The following is a 23705-nucleotide window of genomic DNA, read 5'->3' as shown; positions in this document are numbered from 1 at the left end:
TAAGAAGTAATGGAATTGAAAAAAGCAGCGGTAGCTTAATTATATATCATGCGTAAGGTGAGTTAAGTATATACTTATTGCATAAAGCTATCTTTAATTAAGTTTTATCATAAGCCAATCCATTCCCCTATTCCTTCCTTACTTTGCATCCAACTTTCCGCACGGGCAGTTGTTGTACAACTATGGCTTATAAAAACTTAGAAGACTGTTTACTGGATTTGGAAAAGCACGACCATTTGGTGCGCATAAAAGAGGAGGTGGATCCTTATCTGGAAATGGCGGCTATACACCTGCGTGTGTATGAGGCGAAGGGACCGGCCATCCTTTTTGAGAACGTGAAGAAATCGCCGTTGAGTACTTATGCAGGTGCGCCTTTCCGTGCTGCATCCAATATATTCGGTACGTTGGAGCGTAGTAAATTTATTTTCAGGGATACTTTCCAGTTGGTGCAGCAACTGATTGCGCTAAAGGGGAATCCCATGGAAGCCATCAAGCATCCCTTTAAAAATATGTCGGCAGGTTTGGCTGCCCTAAAGGCACTGCCCTTAAAAAATCCGGCAAGCAAACCTGTTTTGTATCAAGAAATAAACATTGCGGATTTGCCATTGATACACCATTGGCCGATGGATGGCGGGGCATTTGTAACCCTGCCGCAGGTATATACGGAAGATATAGACAAACCCGGCATTATGCAGGCCAACTTGGGCATGTACCGCATACAACTAACGGGTAACGATTATGCACTGAACAAGGAAATAGGCTTGCACTATCAGTTGCATAGAGGTATTGGTATACATCAATCTAAAGCCAATAAAAAAGGGATGCCGCTAAAAGTAAGCTGCTTTGTGGGTGGGCCACCTTCGCATTCTTTAGCGGCAGTAATGCCCTTGCCCGAAGGCATCAGCGAGATGACTTTTGCCGGGGTGCTGGGCGGGAGGCGTTTTAGGTATGCGTATCAGGATGGTTTTGCTATTAGTACCGATGCCGATTTTGTAATAACCGGAGAGGTGTACCCCAATGAAAACAAACCCGAAGGGCCTTTTGGCGACCACTTGGGCTATTATTCCCTGCAACACCCTTTTCCGTTGATGCGGGTGCATAAGGTATTTGCGAAGAAAAACGCCATCTGGCCGTTTACGGTTGTAGGTAGGCCACCACAGGAAGACACTAGTTTTGGCGAACTGATACATGAGCTTACTGGCGCAGCCATACCGCAGGAAATACCGGGGGTAAAAGAAGTTCATGCTGTGGATGCGGCAGGTGTGCACCCTTTATTGCTGGCCATTGGTAGCGAGCGGTACACCCCATATATGCCCACCAAGCAGCCAGCAGAATTGCTGACTATTGCCAATCATATATTAGGCACAGGGCAGTTGAGCTTGGCCAAATTCCTGTTTATCACGGCAGACGATACCAACCAACTACGCACTACGCCCATACAGACCTATTTTGAATACCTTTTTGAAAGGATTGATTATAGTCGTGATATTCATTTTCATACCAACACCACTATTGATACCCTTGATTATAGCGGCACCAGCATTAATAGTGGTAGCAAAGTGGTGTTTGCCGCCTATGGCGATAAAAAAAGGGAACTGTGCAGGGATGTGCAAGCTGCTTTTAAAAACCTGCAAGCCTTTGAAAACCCACAACTGGCTATGCCGGGTGTAATTGCTTTGCAAACAAAACCGTTTACGGATTATGCCTCTGCCCATAAGGAAATGTACGTGCTAAATGAACTATTGGCAAACGCAGATTTAAACAAAGTTGCCCAAATTATTATTTGTGACAATAGCAGTTTTGTTGCAGAAAAACTAAATAATTACCTATGGGTTAGCTATACCCGCTGCAACCCATCGCATGATATATATGGTATCAGTTCATTTATAGAAAACAAGCACTGGGGATGCAAGGGCCCGGTAGTGATTGATGCCCGCATAAAACCCCACCATGCCCCACCAGTAGAAAAAGTGCCAGCAATAGAAAAGCGCGTGGATAGGTTGTTTGATAAAGGGGGAAGTTTGTATGGGGTGTTGAAATGAAAAATGGCTGCCCAGTAGTGATACAGCCGGGCAGCCATTTTTTTTCAATTGTTCAAGGCTTTACTCCTCGTCAAAATAGAGTTGTACTTGTTTTATCTGCGGCACTTTGGTTGTTTCTAGTATGTTTATCCTGAATTGCTGCGCAATAACCGGCTTAAAGGTTTTAAAATAGCCTGCGCCAATGTTTTTATCCTCAAACACCGTTTTCCAATCTTGGCCATCCTTGTATTCCAGCCTGAAACGCTGAACAAACTTGTCAAACGTGCCAGCTTCTGTAATAGCTATACTGCCTATGCTGGTGGGCTTGCCTAGGTCTGTAGCCAACCAACCTGTTTTTTCTCCATCTGCAGCTATCCAGCCTTTTTTGCCATTGCCGTCAAACGCAAGGGAGGCTTTGTTGGCATCGCTTTTTATGGAGGATGCTGTTGCTGGCTTTTTAAAAGAAGGTATTGGGTCTGTTACGGTGATGGCAGGCTCGCCTTCTATTTGCAACACCACTACCGATGCTATGCTGTCAACAGGTTTTTTAGGTAATTGAAGTTCCAGGTATTTACCTGCTTTTTTATAAGTAACCTTGGTTTTTGGCTGTGCCAATAGCGATGCTTTTACTATTTTGTTGTCTAGTGGTACTTTTATAATACCATCTACTGGCCATTTTAGCACATGCAGGTACAGTTTGTCTTTTTTGCGTGTACAGCGGCCAAAGCTTACATAAGAAAATGGGCTGGCGGTAGTGCCATAAATAGCTTCACCATTGGTAGCCAGCCATGCACCCACTGCTTTTAGCCTTTCCACAGAAGGCTGCGGTATCAGCCCCTCGCTGGTAGGGCCTACATTTAGCAAGTAGTTGCCTCCCTTAGATGCTATGTCTATTAGGTTGTTAATAAGCACTGCTGTGCTTTTCCAGCTAGTGTCGTAGCTTTTAAAGCCCCAGGTATTGTTCATGGTCATGCAAGATTCCCAGTTTTTGCCGGGGTAGCCAGTGGCGGGTATGTACTGCTCAGGCGTTTCCAAATCACCGCTGTAGCCGCCACCCAAACGGTTATTATAAATCAAGTCGGGGTATTGTTTCAGCACGTCCATTACCTTAGTGGCATATTCTTTTGTCATGCCAGTGGGCGTGTCAAACCACAGCACGGATATAGGGCCATAGTTGGATAGTATTTCTTTTAGCTGTGGGATTACTTTTTGGTCTATGTACTTACCCATGCCGCCATTTTGTGCACTGTCCCAATGCCCGCCAATGGCAGAGCCGCCGGGATATGTCCAGTCTTGTGCCTGTGAATAATACAAGCCCAGTTTCATGTTGTATTTTTTACAGGCTGCTGCCAGTTCTTTAATGGCATCCCTTTTAAAAGGGGTGGCATCCACAATATTAAACGGGTCTTCCGATTTAAACATCGCAAAACCATCATGGTGCTTGCTGGTGATAATCATGTATTTCATACCTGCCTCCTTGGCTAGTTTTACCCATTGCTCGGCATTGTACTTAACAGGATTGAACTCGGAAGCAAATTTTTTATAGTCTGCCACGGGTATTTTTCCCTTGTTCATAATCCATTCGCCAATGCCATTTACCTTATTGCCGTTGTAGGTGCCAGCAGGAACAGCATATATGCCCCAGTGTATAAACATGCCAAAACGGGCTTCCTTCCACCAATCCATTTTAGGATCGTTGTAGGCGGGGGCTTTCGGCTCCTGGGCAAACATGGTTTTTGTAAGCAAAATCAGCAGTAGCAAGCAAGTAGTTGTTTTTTTCATGCGTTATTTTTTTATCGGCAGTTATTTTTCCTTTGGATCAGACAGATGGCAAGCAGTAATGTTTAATTTTCAAACATATATATAACCTTGGGCATTTATTCCTACCACGGGTTGCACCCATGGCTACTGTTGTTCAACCCTTTTAGGGTTTTGGGTAACCTCAACTATTTTTTACTATTTTATTTGGGGGGAAGATTAGGGTTGCCAACCTTTTGAAGGTTGGCAAATTTTACGAAGGGCTTTACCCTTCGCTGATGTATGCCGCCCTTTCAGGGCTATGGTTTATATTTTGCCTATTGCTTTTCATAAAATATGGCCTATACTTCATTTCCTCTTGGCCTGACCATTGATGACTCCTAAGGCACATTCGCCACCGTAGTATCCCTTAATGGCGGGTGAATTTCCTTGGGCTTGGAAAGCCAGAAATGGTCAAAATCCCTTTTGTAAGAAAGGCTTACGCCCTGCCTGTTGCGGCGGCCAAGGGTGGAGCCACTGATGTCGAGGCTGTTCTTGCTAAACACTATTGCCCTCAGACGCTTGTCTTGCGACAGCACCAACTCCACGTTTAGGTCGGGCAGCCATTGGAAATTACCATTGGCAACGGTAGAAGTGTTGCCAAGGTTAAAATCTAGGTCGCCGCCAAATGTCACGATCACATTGTCGTTAAAAAAGCTTTTGCCTACCTTAAATGTTACATTGGTACGGTCTAAGTGGCTGCTGCTGGTGCTGGCTGTAAGCCCACTACTTTGATCCAGGATGCTGGAGCTGCTATAAACAGAAGTGCCAAGGTCGAAACGCAGGCTTTTGTCTCCAGTAAGTTTGTATAATAGATTAGATACTACTTTGTTTACTTGCTTGGTAACCAATTGCGAGATGGTATTCACGCCAAAATTATTCAGGTTATTGGCCCCGCCGCCAGCCAATACCCCTTGCCCATAAGGGGCAAAAGAACCAAACACAATAAGGGATGTGGCTTGAGAAAGCATTTCATTCTGGTCAGCTTCTATACGGGCTATGAAATCACCAAAAACAGCATCAGTTTTCACAGGGCTACCCTGCGGGAAGTCGAGGCTAAAGGTAATAGTGGGTTTGCTTAGCTTGTCCCTAAGCGAGGCTATTACATAAACCTCGCCCCTGTACGATTTGGTGGCACTGTTTACAGATGCCTGCTGGTTGCTTAGCAAATCGTTGATGCTAACCCTATCTGCCGTATATTTTGCGTCTATATGCAGGTCTGCTTTTAATGGGTCGCCTGTCCATTCTATAAAATTGCCTGCACCAGCTAGTAGCTCAAAAGGCTTACGGATAAACGATTGGAAATTGAAATCGTAGCTGCCCCTGTCTATATTGTACCTGCCTTTGATACTTAATGGGGCTGTTGTGCCTGCAATTATCCTAAGCCTGCCGTTGCCAACGGCCTTGATTACATCACCTGTAAGCTCGTCTAGAATAACGTCTATTTTCACGTTGTTGTTGGCAGCTAAGTCCAAGTCAACTGTAAGGTCGAAATTAGTTTTCTTTTTTTCGGCCAGCATTTCCTTGCCATATTTCTTAAACTCTATAAAATCGGCCTCGCCACTTTCCTTGCTTTGCGAGTTGGGTATATAAATATGCGAGCTATCATTCGATTCTGCCGTTAGCTGCAAATAGGCATTGCTTTCTGGTCCTTTGAATGTTAAATCTGCCTTGCCAATGGCTTTGCCATAAAACTGCTTGTTGTCTTTGGCTTTTGTGTCTAGCATCAATAGCTTGTTGGTAGTTAGGCCAAGGTCAAAAGCCATGTTTTTAAATCCTTTTTCGTATATCTTACCTTTTACTACGCCAGTATTTTTGTACCTGTCTTTTACTATTATGGTGCCTAGGTTTATGCCATCTGGCTCAAAATTGATGGTGGCACTATCTATAGTGTAATAAACCTGCGTATAAATTATTTTTAGGCCGCCATTGCTGAGCTTTACAGAGCCAAGCAAATCTGGGCTGTTGGGATTGCCTTTCACAATTAGGTTTCCTGTAGCCACTCCGCTCATGTCAGAAAAAAGATCGCCCAGAAACCGTTGCACCAAGCTGATTTTCGTATTGCCCAATTGTGTGTTTACATATAGAGCTTGCCCGGTTGAATCTTTTATACTATAAGTGCCTTCTGTATTGAAGTTGTAATTTTTATTGGGCGATTTTGCCTTGAATCCCACAACGCCGCTTTGGTTGCTGTAAGATGCCGATAGGTTTACCAAGCCTATTGAATCTACATCCATCCTGAATTGCTCGGCTTTTATATTAGCCGTTGCATTGAATGCGCCATAAAAATCATTTAGCCTTATCTCACCATTGGCAAGGCCTTCAAATTGTGGGTTTTTCATGAAAAGTGAAGTCATGTCGCCTACTACAATGTCTTTTAGTTTCAAGATAAGGTTGTTGGCATTGCCCTCGTCATTTGCAGGTTCTGTTTCTACTTTTATTTCCTGCAAACCTTGTGTGAATTTTACATTCTCTGCGCTTACAAAGTTTTTCCTTATTACTATCTCCCCTTTCTTTTCCAGATCCCACTTTTTGTCGTTCAATATAAACGATGAAGGATTGAAACTGATGCGTACCCCATCTTCCAGCGTATATAACCCCGCATTTAGGCTGGCTGCATTCAAAGTGTTGTCGGCTTTTGCCCGGATTGCTATATCAGAATAGTCGTTGCTAGAAGTGATGTTGATGTTTGTATTCGGGAAATTCAAACTGTCGCCTATCCTTATATTGGTGATATCGCTTGTTATTTTCAAGGTATCTATTGTGCCTTCGCCAATAACAGTAGCATCGGCAACATGGTACTTGCCGAACCGGAGTGTAGGGATATTGGCTTGTATATCAAATTTATTTTGGCTGGTATTGATGCTGCCCACTATGGTGGCATAGTCTAATCCGCCTAGCCGCTTGTCTATAATGGCGGCATATTTGTCAAAGTCTTTTGTAAACAACGACACTTTAAAATCTTGGTTCACAGGCACGACATTTGGCGGAGGGAAATAGGCCGGATAATAATGGCTAAGGTAGGTTTGGAAAGAAGTAGGCAAATCTAACAACTTATAGCTTTTGCCCGATATAGCCATGCTAAACTCGTTGCTGGCAAGGGTAAGCAGCTTTTCGCCATTTACATTTTGCGTGTTTAAAATAAGCGAGTCGAAACTTAGCTTGTCCCCTTCATGCACCAAGTTGGCATTCAATATTTTGGCCGTGCCTAGGAAATCATCAATGTTTTTGCCCACGAAATTCAAATCCAGTAGCCCAGTAAGCTGCACGCTATCGTTGGTTAGTTTCAAGTTTTTGAAATTGCTTTTTACTAAGTCGCCAAACATATTGAAGCGGGGCAAGTCTTTGTCGAAATTTATTTCAATGGTGCTGGTAAAGTCGAGGTTTGGGTCGTCAATTTTCACTTCCCCTTTAAAGAAATTGCTGATAATGCTGGCATTGGTAGTAATGTTGGTATAGTTGTAGCCATTATACTCCAAATTACTAAAAAAACCGTCTAAGTTGGTATTTATCTTAGACATATTGAAGCTGCTGCCCGAAACTTTGCCTTTAAAATCTATTAGCCCTAATTGTGTATTGTTTAGGAATTTGCCAAGGTTGAACCGCTGGGTAACCACAGTGCCAGTATAGGTAGGCTCGGCTTTATTAGGGAAAAACATCTTTACGTCCGCATCTACTGCGCCAATATTGGAACTTATGATGCCTTTGGTAGCGAAATTCCTAATGGTGCCATTGAAATTACCCCTAAAAAACACAGTGCCTAGAGCAGTGAGGTTGGGCTGGTTTACCTCTTTTAGGTCGGGTATCACCACAGCCATGTCTTTGCTATTGGTTTTGATGGTGCCACTAGTAAAATTGATAACCGTGGTGTTGATATAAGGCAGGCCTTTCATTGACAAATCGCCAGCAATACTGGTAGTGCCGCCAGAACGAATAAATAGTTTTTTAACATTAAAGTTAGCCACTGTGCCAAGGAAACTGCCAGAAATGGTAGCATCCTTTTTCCATGATTTTAGTGCCGGGGCAAAATAAGCAATGTCGTCACTAAATACTTTGGACTCTTTGAACTTTGCATCCATTGTTACCTCGGTAACGTATTCTTTAAAGTCGCTGCTGAAATGCTTGAAGCGCATGGCATAATAATCGGCAAGGTGGCTTTTATTGGTTTGCAAATCCAGCTTTGCCAGTTCTATTATTTGTGGGGTAATGCGTAAATGCGTTTTTAGTTTTTTCAGGTCAAAGCCACAGCGTTCTTTGCAGGCAAGGTCAACATTGGCTTTTAACGTATCGTTGTTGAACGAAAGATTGTTCAACGAGCCTGTAAGCTGTGTTATTTTTAAATGTGTGCCGTCAAAATGGGGCAATGGTTTGTCTTTGTCGAGGTTGGTAGCAAAACTGCCATCCTGTATCCTAAAACTATCCACGCTAAGCCATATACCGGGATTGAACCGAAACTCGGTAGGTTTGCTAGGCTTTGCATTGTCTTTTTGCTTGATAGAATCTGGCCTAAGCCCATCAAAATCCTCAAGCAGTACACGTGGCTTCTCTACAAAAAGGCTGTTGATGGCAAAACTGCTTTTGGCGAGGTCTATTTTTTTTGCGTCCAGCAATAGCCCACCCACGTTTGCCGAGATGGTTTCGCCCCTCCATTGGTCGTTTTGTACAAACGATATATTTTTTAGGTCTATTTTTTTCAAGTCTAAAATTACGCCTTTTTTCTTGCTTTTAGGGTTGCTTGGCGAAGCAAAATGGTCTATGATGTATTCATAGTTCCAAACGGCTGTGGTACGTTTTAGTTTGATAGTGGCATCTTCCAAGCCAATATATTTTAACTCAGTTTTATCTTTCAAGAAAAACCAATCGTTTATCCTTACCCTCAATGCACCTGCATAGAGCAAGGTGTCTTTTTTTTGATCCCGGATCAGTATCCCTTCTAAATTTATCTTGTCGAACAGGGAAACGCTCACATTTTTTACCCGCACTTCTGTTCCCAAAGCCCTGCTGAGCTTGGAAGTAGCCAAGCCGGCCAGCCAGTTTTGCACGGGGGATAATTGAATAGCAAGCACCAGCACCAGCAGTAATGCGATGATGCAGAGTAGTATTTTGCCAATTATCTTAACTATTTTCTTCAAAAAATGCCTGCTTTGATAGTAGAAAACAAAGAAAGCCTAAAATAAGCCAAAACAGTACCAAAAAAAATTATAAAAGGGAATTTGTTTAGTAATTGGTGAAATTTACCACTGATTCAATGATTTTGAATGATGCCAATGATTGCGGTCTAAACTTCCCGTAGGAGCTGGGCTTGCACCTACATGAATACCACTTGCCTATTTTTTTATCCCGCAGCTATTAATGCCTAGCAAGGCATACAATGGGCAAAAATTGAAAACGGCGGTAACCAATAAAATGCCACCTGCTACCAGCAATGCCGTGCCAGTTATGCCAGTAACGGTATGGGTAAAAAACAATCCAGAAATAATAAATGCCAATATGATGCGGATAATGGTATCAGCCTTGCCTATGTTTTGCTTCATGGTGAAATAGATAATAGATAAAAGTAGTAAGTGATAAGTAGTAAGTCAACGCAAAACCCTATAAGGCTTTTTGAAACCTTATACCTGCGTTCAGTTATTAAATAAACATGCAAGTTAAAACGCATAAACAAGAAACACGAACTTCTTTTTCCTCTTACGCACAATTATTTACTACTTACTATTTACCCCTTACTAGTTATTACTTACATATACTGTTCAATCGCCCTTTTCAGTTGTGCCGTAGGTATCACCCCGCTTTGCCGCCATTTTACCTTTCCTTCTTGAAAAATGATAAAAGTAGGCACCCCTTGTATTTGGTATTGCGTGGCAAGGGCTTGGTTTTTATCAATATCTACTTTAATGATGGTGGCGGCATCGCCTACCAACTGCTTTACTTCTTTTAAAATGGGTGCCATGGTTTTGCAAGGCCCGCACCATGTGGCAAAAAAATCTACCAATACGGGTTCCTTGCTATTGATGGTGTCTATAAATGATTTATTGGGGGTTGTTGTTTCCATAATGAACAAGTTTTTTGAGATTCAAAAATAATGTCCCGCAAAATGCAAGCCGTAATTTAAACGACATTTTTTACATTATCTTATTTTGTTTAAATGATGTAGTCTCTATGAATAACAATTGTCAATATTTGAAGCATTTTTTTTGAAGCACTTTAAAGTGCTTCAAAAAAAATACTTCAAATATTATACAGTTAAGGTTTTACAATAAAAATGTACTGATGGGTTATAATTAAAAATATTTTTTTAAACTCTAAAACCTGTTATGTAATTATGCATCAATTTGCATCAAAGTAAATAGCTACCTTTCACCTCTAAAATTAAATGATTTATGCTGTCCAAGATTGCCACCGCTCTTTTTATTTTTTTCCTTTTTGCTTCCGCAAATGCACAACAAAAAGACACCGCTTTCAGCAAGCATTGGGCGGGCATAGACAGCTTGGTAACCAAGCAAAACCAAACAAAGCGGGCATTAGAAAAAATTGATTCCTTGTATGCTTTGGCCAGCCAAAATGCCATGCCTGCACAGCAGGTAAAAGCATTGGTGTATAAGATAAGCCTTACAGACAAAGTGCAGGAAAACAACCCCAACCGAAGCATCCATTTGCTGGAGCAAGAACTGGACAAAAAAAACGATGCCACGGTAAAAGCCATCCTGCATGGACTAATTGCTTTTCAGTATCAAACTTATTTTAACCAAAATAGGTGGCAATTATATCGGCGGTCAACCACCATTAATTACCAAAAAGACAGCATAGACACTTGGAGTGCAGAAGATTTTCACAAAGCCATTGCACAGCACTATTTATTGTCTATAGAGCCAGCCGCTTTTTTGCAGCAAACAAACTTATCTGCTTTCAGAGCCATCATACTCAAAGGAAATAGCCGTGAGCTACGCCCTACTTTGTATGATTTGCTGGCACATCAGGCTCTGGATTACTTTAAAACGGGCGAAGCCTATATTACCAAGCCCGCATACGCCTTTGAGTTAAATGATGCCAATGCCTTGCAACCTGCGCCCTTATATGCCAATGCTGTTTTTGCTTCTAAAGACAGTGCTTCCTTGTTGCTGGCAAGCCTGCAACTGTTCCAGCAATTGATTGCCTTCCACCAAAGCCAAAAAGATACTGCCGCCGAGATAGACGTGGACTTGGAGCGCATAGAATGGGTAAAGCAGTTTGGCGTGATGGAGGGCAAAGACAGCTTGTATAAAAAAGCACTAGAAGCCATTATTGCACAATATCCCCACCACCCGCAAAACTTGCAGGCATGGTATTTATTGGCCAAACTGGAAAAAGACAAAGCGGCTGGCTACAGCCCTTTTGGCGATACCGCCAACCGTTGGGGCAATGTAAAAGCCTTGAAAATAATAAAACAGGCATTGCCAGACACAAGCGTGGAAGCCGAAGGTTATGCCAATTTAAAAAACTTGGCAACGGAAATAAAACAGAAAAGCCTGAGAGTAGAAACTGAACAGGTGAACGTGATTGGCAAGCCATTCAGGGCGTTGGTAAAATATAAGAACACAGACACGGCTTATTGTAAAATAATCAATATTAGCCATGACAATGAAATACCGAGCCTGAGTACTTATGAAGGGGGCAGCCAAAAAGATATATGGCAATACATCAATAAACTGCCCGTGCTGCAGTCATTTAGCCAATGACTACCACCAACAAACGATTACCAGCAACACGCAACAGAGATAAAAATTGATGGCTTGCCCTCTGGAGCCTATTTACTTGTTGCCAGCACGGGCAAGAACTTTAAGAACAAGCGGGACAATATGGCCTTTACTTATTTTTATGTATCCAACATCAGCTATGTGAGCGCAGGGGGCAACAGGTATTTTGTGCTGGACAGGGAAACGGGCGAGCCGATGCAAAATGTATCGGTAAAAGCATTGGCACAAAAATACGACTCAAAAACGGGCAAGCCTTACTACGATACCACGGATAATGTAACGACTAATGAAAAGGGGCTTTTCCGGTTGGGCAAAACAACAAGTGAAAGGAGCTATTATTATTGCCAATTTCTATTCGCTGCCAAAACAGACACGCTGTATATAAGGGACCCCTCTTATATGCGCAATGAAGAGGAAGACGAAGATAAAAAGCAAAAAGAAACGGCCTATTTCTTTACGGACAGAGGCATTTACCGCCCGGGGCAAAACTTGTTTTTCAAGGCCATTGCCATAGCAAAGCCCCCGAAGGGCAATAGCTTTTTGTACCTAACAAAAGACAGCATCACGGTTTACCTGGAAGATGCCAACAGGCAGGTGGTTGACAGCGTAAAATGCAAGCAGAACGAATACGCATCCATAACTGGGCAATTTGTTTTGCCACAAAATACCCTTACAGGCAATTTTAGCCTTACCACAAATCAATTAGATGGGCAAGCTAATTTTAAAGTAGAGGAATACAAACGCCCCACTTTCTCGGTGATGCTGAATAAGCCCAAAGGCAGCTATCGGCTAAACGATACCATCACGGTAACAGGCTTTGCCAAGGCGTTTGCGGGCAGTGCCATAGACGGTGAACAAGTAAAGTATTCTGTAACAAGGCGTACCAGTTATTTTTATGGCTACAGGGGCGGATACAATGGGGGCAATACAATGGAGATAAAACAAGGCACGGTAACTACAGATGCTGCGGGGAATTTCACCATACAATTTCTGGCACTGCCAGATGTGGCGGTTGAGAAAGCCAGCAAGCCTACATTCAATTATTCCATAGAAGCATCCATAACAGAGAAAGGCGGTGAAACAAGGCAAGCCAATAGCAATGTAAGCGTAGGCTATCAGCCTTTAAAACTACAAGTTTATTTGCATGGGATTGACATTGCCGACAGCTTTAGAAGAATACCTGTAAGCACCACCAATTTTGCGGGCAATAACGAAGCGGCCAATGTGCATATAACCATTTCGCCACTAAAAACCATCAACAAGGTAATGCGGGCACGGCTATGGGAAAGGGCAGACCAATTTGTGATGGACAGGAAACAATATGAAACAGATTTTCCTTATGACGATTATTCGGACGATTCAAATAGAGATAATTGGGCTGTTGGCAAAGCCATTGTAGAAACAGACTTTTTAACCAATGTAGTCAATTTGATGGGGGTTTCCCTATTTAACTTAGCTAAAAAATTGCCAGCCGGGTACTATAAAATAGACGCCTCGGTAAAAGACAAGAGCGGGGAAGATATACGCATAACCAAATATGTGCAATTGTTTAGCCGGGGGGGCTTGTCGTTCCCACAAAACAATTTCACTTATACCCTTAACGGAACGGTAGAGCCTAAGCAAACCACCACCATTTTTGCTGGCACGTCGCACGAGCAAATTACCGTGTTGCAACAGACACAAAGGGCAAAAGACAAATCCCGTTACAATAATTATGGTAATAACAATAGCTTGTACAGCGATGTAAGCATTATCAACCGGAAAAAAGGGCTTTCGACCATCAATTACACCGCAACCGAGGCCGACAGGGGTGGCTTAGGCATTCAGGAAATATTTGTAAAGCACAACCGTGTTTATACCAATCAATATAATATCAATGTTCCATGGAGCAATAAAAACCTAAACATACAATACGCAACTTACAGGGACAAAACCGAACCCGGCAGCAAAGAACAATGGACAGTAACCGTAAAAGACATTAAAGGTGGCAAGGTAGCAGGGGAACTGCTGGCAACCATGTATGATGCATCCTTAGATCAATTTGCTCCAAATGGGTTGGCTATACCCTATATATGGGGGCAAACGGATTTATATTATAATAGCTTTGCTGGCGGGCAAGGGTTTACTAATGTAAGTTCAACAGGCAATTATGTTAATTACAAGTCTTGGAGCTATTACAAACGCTATGATTATTTATTGAATCCCCAAAATATTAACCGTTACCGATACTTATTGGCTGCGCCACAAGGCAAAAAAATGTTTGACAACGACCCTTCGGATGGTTTGGATGATGTAGTGGTAGTAGGGTATGGCAATGTAAAAAGGAAAGATATTACGGGTGCTGTTTCTAGCATTAACCCCAAAGCCATGATGGCATCAAGGGAAGTAGCCAGTTTTGACCAAGCCTTGCAAGGACGGGTGGCAGGTGTTTCTATGGATGATTTGAATCCGGTGAGAGGCAATAACTTTAAAAAGGTAGGGGCGGGTGATAGAAAGGAAAATATTATGATAAGTGGAATAAGCTCCCTTGATGCAGCCAACAAGCCTTTGTATGTAATAGACGGCGTAGTAGCAACTTGCGAAAATCCATTGGAAAGTATTGACCCCGCAGATATTGTTTCGATAGAAGTATTGAAGGATGCTACTGCTGCTATGGCGTATGGTGCTAAAGGGGCTAACGGCGTGGTTAAAATAACCACGAAGGCATGGAAGTTAAAAAACACGCCCATCATTCCCCGCACCAACTTTTCCGAAACCGCCTTCTTTTTCCCCCAGCTACATGCAGACACTGCTGGTAATTACACCTTTAGCTTCACCATGCCCGATGCACTTACCCAATGGAGATGGCTAAGCTTTGCACATACCAAAGAATTGCAGTTTGGCATAGCAGACGCCACCATCACCAGTCAGAAAACACTGATGGTGCAAAGCAATGCCCCACGCTTTGTGCGGGAAGGCGACAAAATGGAGTTCAGCAGCAAAATCAGCAACCTAAGCGACAAGGAATTGACTGGCCAAGCCAGTTTGGAATTGATAGATGCTACCACCAACACACCCGTGGATGGATGGTTCCAAAATGCTTTCCCCAATCAATATTTTACCGTTGCCCCCGGGCAAAGTACGGCCGTGAAGTTCCCCATTAGCATCCCTTATAGTTTCAACAAGCCACTTTTGTGGAAAGTAGTGGCAAGGGCTGGCAACTACAGCGATGGCGAGGAGAAAATAATACCAGTGGTGAGCAATAGGCAATTGGTTACGGAAAGCCTGCCCATACTGGTAAAAGGCGATACAACGGTACACCTAACTTTTGATAAACTGCTAAGCAACAATGGCGGCAGCCAATCCCTTACCAACGAGTCGCTCACGGTAGAATGTATGCCCAATCCCGTATGGTATGCTGTGCAAGCATTGCCCTACCTGATGGAATACCCCTACGAGTGTGCCGAGCAAACCTTCAACCGCTTTTATGCTAATGCCTTGGCAGCATCCATCATTGCAAAGCACCCCCGTATAAAAGCCGTGTTTGAACAATGGGCAAAAGACACCACCGCCCTGCAAAGCAACCTGTACAAAAACCAGGAGCTAAAACAAATATTGCTGGAAGAAACCCCTTGGGTACTGGCCGCCCAAAACCAAACCCAGCAGAAAAAGAACATTGCCCTGCTGTACGACATGGTGAAGATGGCCAGCAGCACCGCATCGGCTTTGGAAAAACTGAAACAAATGCAGTTTGACCATGGTGGCTTCCCTTGGTTCAAGGGTGGGCGGGAGGACAGGTATATTACCAACTACATCCTTACAGGCATTGGCAAGCTGAAAAAAGCAGGTGCTTTATCGCCCGAACTGGATGATAAGCTAAGTGGGCTAATCACCAAGGGATTGTCTTACTTGGATGGCCTCATAACCGCTGACTACCAATGGCTGATAGACAATAAACGGCCAATGGATGCCAACCACCTCAGCAGCACACAAATACAATACCTGTATATGCGCAGTTTTTATGATGGGCAGACGCTGGCCAACAAAACCGCCCACGACTATTATTACAAGCAGGGCAAGGAATATTGGGTAAAGCAAAACTTTTATCACCAAGCACTATTAGGCTCTGTTTTCAGCAGGAATCGGGAAGGCAGTTTTACACTTAAAAATATCCTGCCTTCTATTTCTGAAAATGCCATCCACAATCAACTAGGCATGTACTGGAAAGATGGGTACACCAGCAATTGGTACCAAAGCCCGATAGAATACCAAGCTGCCATGATTGGCTTTTTTGATGAAATGAACCAGCAGAAAAGCAGCCCTGCATTAGCTGAAAATATAGCAGACATGAAAACATGGCTGATACTGAACAAGCAAACCAACAACTGGAAAACCACCGTTGCCACATCCGATGCCTGTTATGCCTTGCTATCGGGTGGGGATGATTTGCTGTCGCAAAACAAAACCATGACCGTAAAACTGGGTAACCTGCAATTGAGTACCTATGAAAAAGGAGCAGAAGCAGGTTCAGGCTATTTTAAACAACGCATTGATGGGGACAAGGTAGTGCCTGAAATGGGGAATATTATGGTCACGACCGCTACCTCATCCCAAGCGACCTCACCCCAACCCCTCTCCAAAGGAGAGGGGCAGAGCCGTACAAAAGCCGCAATAAGCATAAGTTACGGAGCCGTATATTGGCAGTATTTTGAGGACATGGATAAAATAACCCCGGCGGCTTCGCCTTTGAGTATCCATAAAAAATTATTTATCGAGCGGAATAGCGACAAAGGTAAAGTGCTGACCCCCGTGAACGACAACGACGAAATGAAAATAGGCGACAAAGTAATCATCCGCCTGGAACTGCGTAGCGACAGAGACATGGAATACCTGCACCTGAAAGACCTGCGAGCCGCCACCATGGAACCCGAAAACGTGCTTAGCAGCTATAAATGGCAAGACGGTCTCGGCTACTACGAAGCCACCAAGGATGCCAGCACCAACTTCTTTATCAGTAACCTGCAAAAAGGCACTTATATTTTTGAATACCCTGTCTATATCACCCACACAGGCACTTTCAGCACCGGCACCGCCAGCATACAGTGCATGTACGCCCTAGAGTTTACCAGCCATAGCGAGGGGATGCGGGTGAGGGTGGAGAAGTAATTGTCTGAACTGGAATTTGTAGGATTGTAAAGATTAAAAGGAAATTTACAATCATTTCTGTCACGAGGGTCTTCTCTCCATTCTTCGCCGTTGTTTTGTCTCCGACCAACAAAGAAATGTAGGCAGCGTAATTATATACTTGTAAACTGGACACAAAAGCAATTCGATGTTGGTCAGGAGGCCAACATCGGCGGAGACCGTAGCGAAGAAAACAGCAGATTTTTCCTATGTTGGTATTCCTTGGTGGGCTAAATGTTCCGCAGAGCATATAGCCTAAACAGATTGGCGGGATTTCCTAATCCCTACCCTCCTCATTTAATAGCCTGCCAATCTACGCTATGCTTATAAAAAACAACCCCATTAGGCCATGCATCAGGATGGTTACCAAAACCCGTTTTCAAGGAGATGGAATAATAGTTGTGCCCGCCTGCTTGCGTTACCTGCGTGCCTTCTTCCGTTATTTTCATTTCTGTTTTTACAGCCGGGCGAACAACGGCTATATGCCCCGGCCTGGCCTCATCGTTGTTTTTATAAACGACTAGCACCAAGTATCCATGGTTGGCAAGGCTTTGCGCATCCCAGCCTGTTGCAACTTTTTCCCATCCATTTTTTGCGGCTTCGTCCGTTTGCAGCCAATCGAACTGTGCATTGGCTAATAAATTTTGCCCGTGTTCTGGTGGCCTAAGCAGGTAAAAACCCATCTGCTTGGCAACGGAAGCTGCAAAGGCACTGCAATGCGTAGAATGGCTGTTTCTAGAGGGGGTTGTTGATACGCCCGTTTCCCAATTTACATGCCACCCCCTAGCCCATAGGCTTTCTACATTGGTGCCATCAAGGAATTGTATTAATTTCTGCCCATCGGCAGTAATTGAATCGGTTTGTTTTTGCTGCGCAAAAGAAGACAGGGCAATAAAGCCAACTAGGAATACGGATAGTATTTTTTTCATGTAGGGTTATTTACATAAAACAGTACCTAATCAAGAAGGATATGTAATGGACTTTGGTTGTTAAAAAAAGGAAAAAAGATTTATGAATTATGAGTTATAAATTAGCATAAACGTTGTTTTAACTCATAATTCATAACTTATAATTCATAATTAAAAGCTTTTACTTTATCACCCACCAACACCCTTATGGCTTCGGCAATGGCAGGGGCATCGTAGCCGCATTCTTTGTATAGTTCTTTTAGCGAGCCATGCTCTACTAGCCTGTCGGGTATGCCTAGTATGGTTACCTGTGCCTTGTATTGGTTGGCGGCCATAAATTCTAGTATGGCACTGCCAAAACCGCCAACAATAGTACCATCTTCAACGGTTACTACTTTGTCGAACTTTGTGAATACTTCATGCAGCATTGCTTCGTCTAATGGTTTTACAAAGCGCATATCGTAATGTGCGGGGTCTATGCCTTCGGAACGAAGTGTCCTGATGGCAGCTTTTGCAAAATTGCCAGGATGCCCATAGCTTAAAATAGCCACGTCTTTACCATCTTTTAGCTTCCTGCCCTTGCCTATTTCTATCGCTTCAAATGTTGTTTTCCATTCTGGCATCACGCCTGTGCCGCGGGGGTAGCGGATAACGAAGGGGTGCTTAGTTGTTTCCAGCTGCGCCGTGTACATCAGGTTGCGTAGCTCCTGCTCATTCATCGGGGCTGCCAATATCATGTTTGGTATGCAGCGGAAAAAAGCAATGTCGTAGCAGCCGTGGTGCGTGGGGCCATCCTCTCCTACCAAGCCAGCCCTGTCTAAGCAAAATACCACAGGCAGTTTTTGTATAGCCACGTCATGCACAGCTTGATCAAAAGAACGCTGCATGAAAGAAGAATAGATGTTACAGAAAACCCTTAGCCCTTGCGTTGCAAGCCCTGCGCTAAGTGTTACTGCATGTTGCTCGCAAATGCCCACATCAAAAGCACGGTGGGGCATTTTTTCCATCATGAATTTCAAAGAAGAGCCGCTTGGCATGGCAGGGGTTACGCCCATTACCTTGTCGTTCATTTCAGCCAGTTCTATCATCGTAAGCCCAAACACATCCTGATATTTGGGCGGCTGTGGGCTGTTGTAGGTGGTTTTTACAATTTCGCCAGTTATTTTATCAAACAAGCCTGGGGCGTGCCATTTGGTCTGGTCTTTTTCTGCCAAGTCGTAGCCTTTGCCTTTTACGGTTACTATATGCAAAATCTTGGGGCCGGGTATTTTTTTCAGGTCGTTCAGGGTGTCAACCAGTTTGGTGATATTGTGCCCATCAATAGGGCCAAAATAGCGGAGCTTTAGTGCCTCGAACAAATTGCCGCTGCTGCTTACCATGCTTTTTACGCTATCGGCTACTTTGTGTGCCATTGCCCGGCTAACGCTTTTGCCCACAGGCAGTTTACCCATTATTTTCCAAACATCTGCTTTCAGCTTGTTATATGTAGGCGAAACAACAATATCTGTCAGGTATTCTTTCAATGCGCCCACGTTGGGGTCTATGCTCATGCAGTTGTCGTTCAAAATAATTAGCACGTCGCTGTCTGCCACGCCCGCATGGTTCATGGCCTCGAAAGCCATGCCAGCAGTCATGCTGCCATCGCCAATAACGGCAATGCTTTTTCTGTCTTCTTTTTTGTATTTGGCCGCCATTGCCATGCCCAATGCAGCCGATATAGAGGTAGAAGAATGCCCTACACCAAAAGTATCGTACTCGCTTTCGGAACGTTTAGGGAAGCCACTGAGACCACCGTATTTCCTGTTGGTAACAAAGCTTTCCCGGCGGCCGGTGAGTATTTTATGCCCATAAGCCTGGTGGCCCACGTCCCACACCAGTTGGTCGTAAGGGGTATTGTACACATAGTGCAAGGCTACCGAAAGCTCCACCACGCCAAGGCTTGCCGCAAAGTGACCGCCATGTATGCTTACCACGTCAATAATGTATTGGCGAAGCTCGTCACATACTTTGTGCAGTTCTTTTTTGCTTATCCTTTTTAGGTCGGCAGGTGAGTTAATATCCTTTAGTAATACGCCCGGTACAATTTCCATTGAAGCCTTATTTTTGTAAAAATAACGAATTTGTTGCTCAATTGTTGTATAGTGGCTTAAATTGGGTGCATTTCAAATCTTCGCTTTTTATTGCCCTTTTTTATTTTTCAGCAACATACATAATTGATGTTAATAGCCACACAAGCCTTTCAGCCTCACCCAAGGCCAACCTCACCCCAACCCTATCAAAAGGGAGAGGGGAGCAAGAACAAGGGAAAGGATGCAAGAAAAAAATCCGGGTTTGAAATGGGTTATTTCTTGTTTTTCGGTGGTTTATTTTTTTTTGCTACTGCCCTTTTATTCATGCAACTAATTGATATTCAGTTGTTTATGCTTTTTTTAGCCTCATTTTTTATTATAATTTAAGTGAATTTTATGATAATTTATTGATAATGGAATGATAGTTTATTAATAGGAAAACGATAATGTATTGATAATAAACTGATAAGATTTTGATGGTGGATTATCATTTTCCTAAGCCAACTAACATCCGATGCGAGAGGCAAGGCCAAGATGCTCCTACCTCCTTTACTGTAAAATTGGCATGAATATGTATATAGCCCAAAATAAAAATCCTATATGGGGGAAATATCCCCCCATGAGCATCCAAAATTTCCCCCATATAGGATGCTTGTTTAACCCATATTTTCATTCATGGTTTTTTACAAGGAAAACGCTGATAGCTTATTAATTGTTGCCATTCTACTTACCGCAAGGAGCAATGCGTTTATAAAAAAACGGCTGCAATAATCCTTTGCTAATGCTTTTTTAATTAAATTTTTACCAACTGATGTGAAATAGACAGTGCTTTAAGGCTTTTTTCCTAGCAGTTACTGGTACTTCAACCGCTAGAAAAATAAGATTATCAAACGCGGTATAATTTTTTTCGCCTAGCTTCTAAAAACTGCGATAAACTAACTAAACAACCAATCCGCCAATGCACAAATAGGAACTGACACTTTTATTCTTACCAAATTGGCTAAATCCTTCTTTGCCAAATGATTGCTTCTTTCATTATCGGCTATATAATGCCAAATACCTGCCACTATTTGCCATTAGTCAACTTTGGCTAGCAACAGCCTTAAAGTATATTTTATATTTACCAATTAATTAAACCCTGCTTGCAAACAAAACCAAAGTGGTCTTGTTTAAACACTGCAAGCTTAATCTTAAAAATTATTATACTCAAAGCAATTACAATTTCATGTTGTATTCAGTATGAAAAATAAGACACGTATTTATTGGTACTGCCAGATAGGTGGTTGGTTATCCTATGGTTTTTTAAAGATGCTGTTTGCCCTCACGGCAGACCAAAGCATGATTAGGATCAGGTTTGGGATGTTGATTTCCTGTGTGGTCTTTGGGTTCCTGTTCACGCTTTTATTGCGTATGCTTATTAAAAAGTTACATCTTGCCACACCGCTTAGCAAGCGGAGCTGGTGGGTGCTGCTAACAGTTGTAGCTGTAACATCTTTTTTATATAGCATTGCAGACACTACTTTTATCGTGTTCATGGACTTTTACCCACACGACAGGGTCATGAGTTTGCCACAGCGAACCTTGTTTAACTTTATATCTGATAGCACGACCACGGTTGCATGGACTAGTTTTTATTATTTATGGCATTACATAGAAATAAACAACAATAGTGAGTTTGATAAAATACGGTTGGAAAGCCTAGTAAAAGACTTGGAACTAAAAACCATTAAATCGCACATAAACCCTCATTTTATTTTTAATGCACTTAACAGCATCCGGGCATTGGTAGATGAAAACCCAGAAAGCGCGAGGACAGCCATTACCCAACTGAGCAATATACTTCGTAGCAGTATGCAAGCAGAAAAGCTGGAGCTGGCACCGATGGAAAGGGAATTGAATATAGTAAAAGACTATTTGGCCTTGGAAAAAATAAGGTTTGAAGACAGGCTGGCCGTAGAGTATAGCATAGACGAAAACACGCTGGACCTGCCTGTGCCGCCGATGATGCTGCAAACTTTGGTAGAAAATGCCTTGAAACATGGCATAGGCAAACTGAAGCATGGTGGCAGTATCAAAATAATTTCTAAATTTTGCAACCATCACCACGAAATGATTGTGCAGAACACAGGGCATTTGCAGGAAAATAACGACACAGAGGGTTTTGGCATTACAAGCACGGTGAATAGGCTGAACCTTTTATATGGCAAAGAAGCTATTTTTAAACTGAAAGAGACTACTGATAATATGGTACAGGCAAAGGTGTCGATACCGCTTTAGTAGTTAGTCATAAGTGGTAAGTCGTAAGTAAAAACAATTTATGCTGACGACTTACGACTAATGACTAATGACTAATGACTAATGACTAATGACTAAAATAAAAATACTATGGCAATTACAGCAATTATTATTGACGATGAAAGGTTGGCACGCAACGAGCTAAAAAAACTATTGCTGGAGCATACGGATATTGAAATAGTAGATGAGGCTGCAAATGTGGACGAGGGGCTGGAAAAAATAGAACAGCACAACCCCGACCTTATTTTCCTGGATATACAAATGCCTGGCAAAACGGGGTTTGACCTTTTGTCTGAAATAGACAAGGCACCTAAAGTTATTTTTACTACTGCGTATGACGAGTATGCGATAAGGGCTTTTGAGGTAAACGCATTGGATTATTTGTTGAAACCAATAGAGCCTAAGCGGCTTTTTGACGCGCTAGCAAAACTTCAAGAGGAGCTGAACAAGGAAAAAACGGAAGCGATTGCCGGGGTAAACCGTGGGCTGCTGCAAGAAAATGACCAAGTTTTTGTAAAAGACGGCGAAAGGTGCTGGTTTGTAAAGTTGGGCGAAATACGCCTGTTTGAAAGCGTGGGCAACTATGCAAAAGTATTTTTTGGCACCAACAAACCCCTTATACTAAAATCATTGAATGCACTGGAGGAAAGGTTGGACGAACGCATGTTTTTCAGGGCAAACCGCAAACATATCATCAACCTACGCTGGATAGAAAAAATAGAGCCTTACTTTAATGGCGGCCTACTAGTGGACCTGAAAGGCGGCGACCGCATAGAAATAAGCCGGAGGCAAACAGTGAAGTTTAAAGAAATGATGAGCCTGTGAGGAATTATGAGTTATAAATTAGGAATTAGGAGTTGTTTCCACTTTGCTTCTTTGGTGAATAGTAACTTACCTTAGTGCTTCTTTGTGTTTTTGTGCCTTAGTGGCTAACTCATTATATTTGCCGCATGGCGGCAATAAAAAATATTATTTTCGATTTGGGGGGCGTTTTCCTGCAACTAAATTTCCAACTTACAAAAGAATTGTTCTTGGAATATGGCATTGATGGGTTCGATGATTTTTTCACGCAGCACCATGCCGATGCGCTTTTTGAAGATTTGGAGAAAGGGTTGATTACCCCAGAAGCGTTTTACAATGCCTTTCGCCAAGCCACCAATTCGCAAATAAGCAATCTCGAAATACAAAAAGCATGGAACGCCATGCTCATATCGTTTCCAACAGAAAGGATTGAATGGTTAAAAACGATAAAGAATAAATACAATGTTTATTTGTTTTCCAACACTAACCAGATACACTACGATGCTTTCATGGAGATTTATGAGCGGGACTTGGGCGTGAACGACTTTAACCAACATTTTATAAAAGCCTATTACTCGCAGCAAATGGGATTGCGTAAGCCTTACGCAAATTCTTTCATGCACATTATTGACGAGCAGCAGCTAGACATAGCTTCCACACTGTTCATTGACGACACGATTAAAAACATTGAAGCCGCTAAAGCAATAGGGCTGCAAACCATCCACTTGGTTGCACCACAAACGCTTTTGGACTTGGATTTGTAAATATTCAAATCTTGTAGGGGTGTATTGCATACGCCTCTACAAGTAGTCCCTTTACGTCTTGCGAAGCATGAAGCAACCGATTTTTTGGGCACGCCCAATGGAATATTTGAAATGATAGGGAAGGTGTAGCTCAACAGGAATAAACCTGACACCA

12 protein-coding genes are annotated in these 23705 nt (G+C 42.8%); 6 read left to right on the top strand and 6 right to left on the bottom strand.

Features of this window, described 5'->3' with window-relative positions:
- Positions 1-182: 182 nt before the first annotated feature.
- Positions 183-2042, top strand: a complete 1860-nt coding sequence (locus ACHFIY_RS06255) for a UbiD family decarboxylase (protein ID WP_410845208.1) — start codon at positions 183-185, stop codon at positions 2040-2042.
- A gap of 60 nt (positions 2043-2102) precedes the next feature.
- On the opposite strand, the gene ACHFIY_RS06250 is transcribed toward ACHFIY_RS06255, so the two are convergent.
- From ACHFIY_RS06250 to trxA, 4 genes are all read right to left on the bottom strand, one after another.
- Complete coding sequence (locus ACHFIY_RS06250) at positions 2103-3803, bottom strand: alpha-L-fucosidase (RefSeq protein WP_410845207.1); 1701 nt, start codon at positions 3801-3803, stop codon at positions 2103-2105.
- 356 nt (positions 3804-4159) lie between these two features.
- Positions 4160-8950, bottom strand: a complete 4791-nt coding sequence (locus ACHFIY_RS06245) for a translocation/assembly module TamB domain-containing protein (RefSeq protein ID WP_410845206.1) — start codon at positions 8948-8950, stop codon at positions 4160-4162.
- Between the two features lie 195 nt (positions 8951-9145).
- Positions 9146-9352, bottom strand: coding sequence for a YgaP family membrane protein (locus ACHFIY_RS06240; protein WP_410845205.1), 207 nt, complete (start codon positions 9350-9352; stop codon positions 9146-9148).
- A 203-nt stretch (positions 9353-9555) separates the two neighbouring features.
- Positions 9556-9870, bottom strand: coding sequence for a thioredoxin (gene trxA, locus ACHFIY_RS06235; RefSeq protein WP_410845204.1), 315 nt, complete (start codon positions 9868-9870; stop codon positions 9556-9558).
- Positions 9871-10198: 328 nt separating this feature from the next.
- Here trxA and ACHFIY_RS06230 point away from each other — a divergent pair, with 328 nt between their 5' ends.
- Complete coding sequence (locus ACHFIY_RS06230; protein WP_410845203.1) at positions 10199-11533, top strand: hypothetical protein; 1335 nt, start codon at positions 10199-10201, stop codon at positions 11531-11533.
- A gap of 54 nt (positions 11534-11587) precedes the next feature.
- Positions 11588-16696, top strand: a complete 5109-nt coding sequence (locus ACHFIY_RS06225; protein WP_410845202.1) for an alpha-2-macroglobulin family protein — start codon at positions 11588-11590, stop codon at positions 16694-16696.
- A gap of 311 nt (positions 16697-17007) precedes the next feature.
- Here the strand turns inward: ACHFIY_RS06225 and ACHFIY_RS06220 are convergent, their stop codons facing one another.
- Positions 17008-17643: a hypothetical protein gene (locus ACHFIY_RS06220; protein ID WP_410845201.1), complete on the bottom strand. Its 636-nt coding sequence runs from the start codon at positions 17641-17643 to the stop codon at positions 17008-17010.
- Positions 17644-17780: 137 nt separating this feature from the next.
- The gene (dxs, locus tag ACHFIY_RS06215) at positions 17781-19712 is read right to left on the bottom strand and encodes a 1-deoxy-D-xylulose-5-phosphate synthase (protein WP_410845200.1); all 1932 of its coding nucleotides are present in this window, start codon (positions 19710-19712) and stop codon (positions 17781-17783) included.
- Between the two features lie 1218 nt (positions 19713-20930).
- Between dxs and ACHFIY_RS06210 the strand changes: the two genes are divergently transcribed.
- The 3 genes from ACHFIY_RS06210 to ACHFIY_RS06200 all read left to right on the top strand — a co-directional run bounded on the left by ACHFIY_RS06210 (position 20931) and on the right by ACHFIY_RS06200 (position 23551).
- Positions 20931-21968 carry a sensor histidine kinase gene (locus tag ACHFIY_RS06210; protein ID WP_410845199.1) on the top strand — a complete coding sequence of 346 codons (1038 nt, stop codon included), beginning with the start codon at positions 20931-20933 and terminating at the stop codon, positions 21966-21968.
- A 108-nt stretch (positions 21969-22076) separates the two neighbouring features.
- Positions 22077-22811, top strand: coding sequence for a LytR/AlgR family response regulator transcription factor (locus tag ACHFIY_RS06205; RefSeq protein WP_410845198.1), 735 nt, complete (start codon positions 22077-22079; stop codon positions 22809-22811).
- A 125-nt stretch (positions 22812-22936) separates the two neighbouring features.
- Entirely contained in the window at positions 22937-23551 is a 615-nt protein-coding gene (locus ACHFIY_RS06200; RefSeq protein ID WP_410845197.1) for an HAD family hydrolase, read from the top strand.
- The last annotated feature ends 154 nt before the right edge of the window (positions 23552-23705 follow it).

Origin of the sequence: Parasediminibacterium schistidii, from assembly GCF_046546515.1 — a bacterium.
Lineage (GTDB): Bacteria > Bacteroidota > Bacteroidia > Chitinophagales > Chitinophagaceae > Parasediminibacterium.
Note: the sequence above shows the minus strand (reverse complement) of the source record. Positions and strands in the feature narration are given on the sequence as shown.